This is a genomic window from Terriglobus sp. YAF25 (assembly GCF_052113305.1).
Lineage (GTDB): Bacteria > Acidobacteriota > Terriglobia > Terriglobales > Acidobacteriaceae > Terriglobus.
This window is the reverse complement of sequence record NZ_JBFRCY010000840.1, coordinates 1-2,688: the sequence shown is the minus strand read 5'-3', so window position 1 is coordinate 2,688 and position 2,688 is coordinate 1. Positions and strand designations below refer to the sequence as shown.

At 59.3% G+C, this 2,688-nt stretch carries 4 protein-coding genes; 3 read left to right on the top strand and 1 reads right to left on the bottom strand.

All coding sequences use genetic code 11. The features are described from left to right. Nucleotides 1-134 (bottom strand): ArsR/SmtB family transcription factor (locus tag AB4043_RS24385; protein ID WP_442308372.1); only part of this gene is annotated, 134 nt, incomplete at its 3' end. 76 nt (nt 135-210) lie between these two features. On the opposite strand from AB4043_RS24385, the gene lolA reads away from it, so the two are divergent. The 3 genes from lolA to AB4043_RS24370 form a co-directional block, all read left to right on the top strand. Further along, on the top strand, nt 211-846 hold the full coding sequence (gene lolA, locus AB4043_RS24380; RefSeq protein ID WP_442303238.1) for an outer membrane lipoprotein chaperone LolA: 636 nt from the start codon (nt 211-213) through the stop codon (nt 844-846). 99 nt (nt 847-945) lie between these two features. After that, a complete protein-coding gene (locus AB4043_RS24375; protein ID WP_442308370.1) occupies nt 946-1,704 on the top strand; it encodes an EF-hand domain-containing protein in 759 nt (252 codons plus the stop codon). After that, nucleotides 1,670-2,688: FAD:protein FMN transferase (locus AB4043_RS24370; RefSeq protein WP_442308371.1), on the top strand; the 1,019-nt coding region annotated here is incomplete at its 3' end. The genes AB4043_RS24375 and AB4043_RS24370, both read left to right, overlap by 35 nt.

Genomic DNA, 2,688 nt, shown 5'->3' with positions numbered 1-2,688 from the left:
GGCTGGCTCATGGCAAATGGCTCGCAGAGCTCGTTGACGGATGCCTCGCCCTGTGCCAGCCGCGCGAGAATCGCGCGGCGGGTGGGGTCCGCCAGTGCCTGAAACGTGATGTCGAGATGGTTTATCGAGTCCATAGCCGCTTCCATAGCAATTTATTTATATAACTATTTTGTTATATGTCAAGCAGAAATTTCGAGCATCATAGAAACCATGGTTCGACGCTTCGCAAGTCTTGTTCTTCTCTTTGCCGTTCCGGCCTTCTCTCAGACGCTGCATGACGTCGCTAAACGCGTGAATGACCACTACAACCGGCTTAGCTCGCTGGAGGCAAAGTACACTGAGCGATATACCGGTATGGGGATGAACCGGACCGAGAGCGGCACGCTGCTGCTGAGGAAACCGGGCAAGATGCGTTGGAGCTACGCCGCTCCTGAGGGCAAGCTCTTCGTCCTGGATGGTAAGAACGCTTACTTCTACACGCCAGGCGACGCCCAGGCACAGAAGATTCCGGCCAAGCAACTGGACGACATGCGCAGCCCGCTGCGGTTTCTGCTGGGCCACACCAACCTCGAAAAAGAGCTCGACCACCTCGGCATGACCACCTCCGGCGACCGCGCCATCTTCACTGGGATCCCAAAGGGCATGGAAGACCGTGTGAAGGAGTTCACGGTCACGGTTATAGCCGAGACCGGCGCCATCGTGGGTCTGAAGATCGAGGAGCAGGATGGCTCCGTTACTGAGTTCAGCTTCAGCTCCCTGAAAGAGAACGTCCCGACCAAGGACTCCGACTTCGTCTTCACACCCCCTGCCGGGGTCGAGATCGTCTCCGGACTTCCTCCCGTATAGAACGAAACAACTCACCGCAGATGCCGCCTCTTGAACTACGACCAATCTGTCCTATAAAAATAGGACTGAATGTGTCCTAAATAGAAGGCGGTTTCTCGTATGCGTCCTGCCCTGCCCCTCTCTCTTTTTGCTCTTCCTCTTACTCTCCTGGCCCAGGGTCCTGGAGGACCGGGCAGCCCAGGTGGAGGCCCCGGCGGACCTCCGCCGCGCATTGTGCTGCAGGCATTGGATACCGATCACGACGGCCAGCTCTCGCTTGCAGAGATTGCCGCAGCTTCAGCCGGCCTGCTCTCTCTGGATGTGAATCATGACGGTCAGTTGACCTCGCTGGAGTATCTGCCGAATCAGGCCGATCCCAAAGCGAACAATGCCGACGAGATGGCCCAGCGCCTGATGGCCTTCGATAAGAACGGTGACGGAGTTCTGACCAGGGACGAAGTTCCGGAACGTATGGCCGGCATCTTCGCCCGTGCGGACAAGAACGGCGACGGAAAGATCAACGCCGATGAGCTGAAGTCCACCGCCTCAAAGACAGCCGGACCAAACGGGCGGGTCGAGCGCGGAACCAATGTCACTCGCATGGACCCGATCCTCTCGGCGCTCGATGCCGACCATGACGGCGTCATCTCCGCAGCTGAGATCGCCGCCGCACCGGCAGCACTGAAGGCTCTCGATAAGGATGCAACTGGTTCGTATAACGAAGAAAGAGGTCTGCATGTCCTTTCACAAGAACACGGCGCTATTGCTCTGCCTTACCGCTTCTGCCCTGGCACAGAAGCCGGCTACCCACGTCTTTCACTACGACAACGTCCTTGGCACCTCGATGGAGCTGAAGCTGCATACGGCCTCCGCCGGTGAGACTAACCGTGCCGAAAAGGCCGTCCTGAGCGAGATCGAGAGTGAGAACAAAATTCTCTCCGCCTGGCAGTCGAACTCAGAATTTTCACGCTGGATGAAGACCCACAACACTCCGGTGAAGGTCTCTCCAGAGCTGCTCGAAGTGCTTGCTCTCTTCGATGAATACCGTCAGCAAACCGGCGGGGCCCTGGACCCCAGCGCAGAGACCGCCACCCGCGTCTGGAAGCGGGCAGCCGTGGAGAATCGCGTCCCGACGCAGGCGGAACTCAGCAAAGCAGTCGAGAAGATGCAGCAGCCGCACTGGACTCTGGATAAGGTTCACGGCACCGCAACCCATCTGGATGACGCTCCTGTCGCGCTGAACTCATTCGCGAAGAGCTACATCGCCGGCCATGCGGCCGATAAGGCCCTGACTGCGGGCGCGAGTGGCGTTCTGCTCAACATCGGCGGCGATATCGTCGTTCGCGGCGACCTGACGGAACGTGTTGCCATTACCGATCCCAAGGCCGCTGCCGATAATGACGAACCCATCGACATGGTCCGTGTAACCAACCGCACCATTGCTACCTCCGGCGACTACCGCCGTGGCTTCGACATCGGCGGGCAGCACTATTCGCACCTGATCGATCCGCGCACCGGCGAGACGGCAGAGAACGTCATCTCGTCGACCGTCATCGCGAAGGACCCGGCAATGGCCGGCGCACTGGCGACCGCATTCAGCGTGATGCAGCCCGAAGAGTCGAAGAAGCTCGCCGCGAAGCTTTCCGGCGTCGATTACATGCTCGTGCTGCGCGACGGCTCAACGATCGCATCCGCCGGTTGGCAGAACCGCGAGGTTCCTCGCCTGGTCACCACCGGGTTTGCACCCGCGACCAAGACCGCCGGTCTGGACCTAATGATCAACTTCGAAATTGCGCGCATCGACAGCCCACGATACCGTCGTCCCTACGTCGCGGTGTGGGTGGAAGACCAGGATCACTTCCC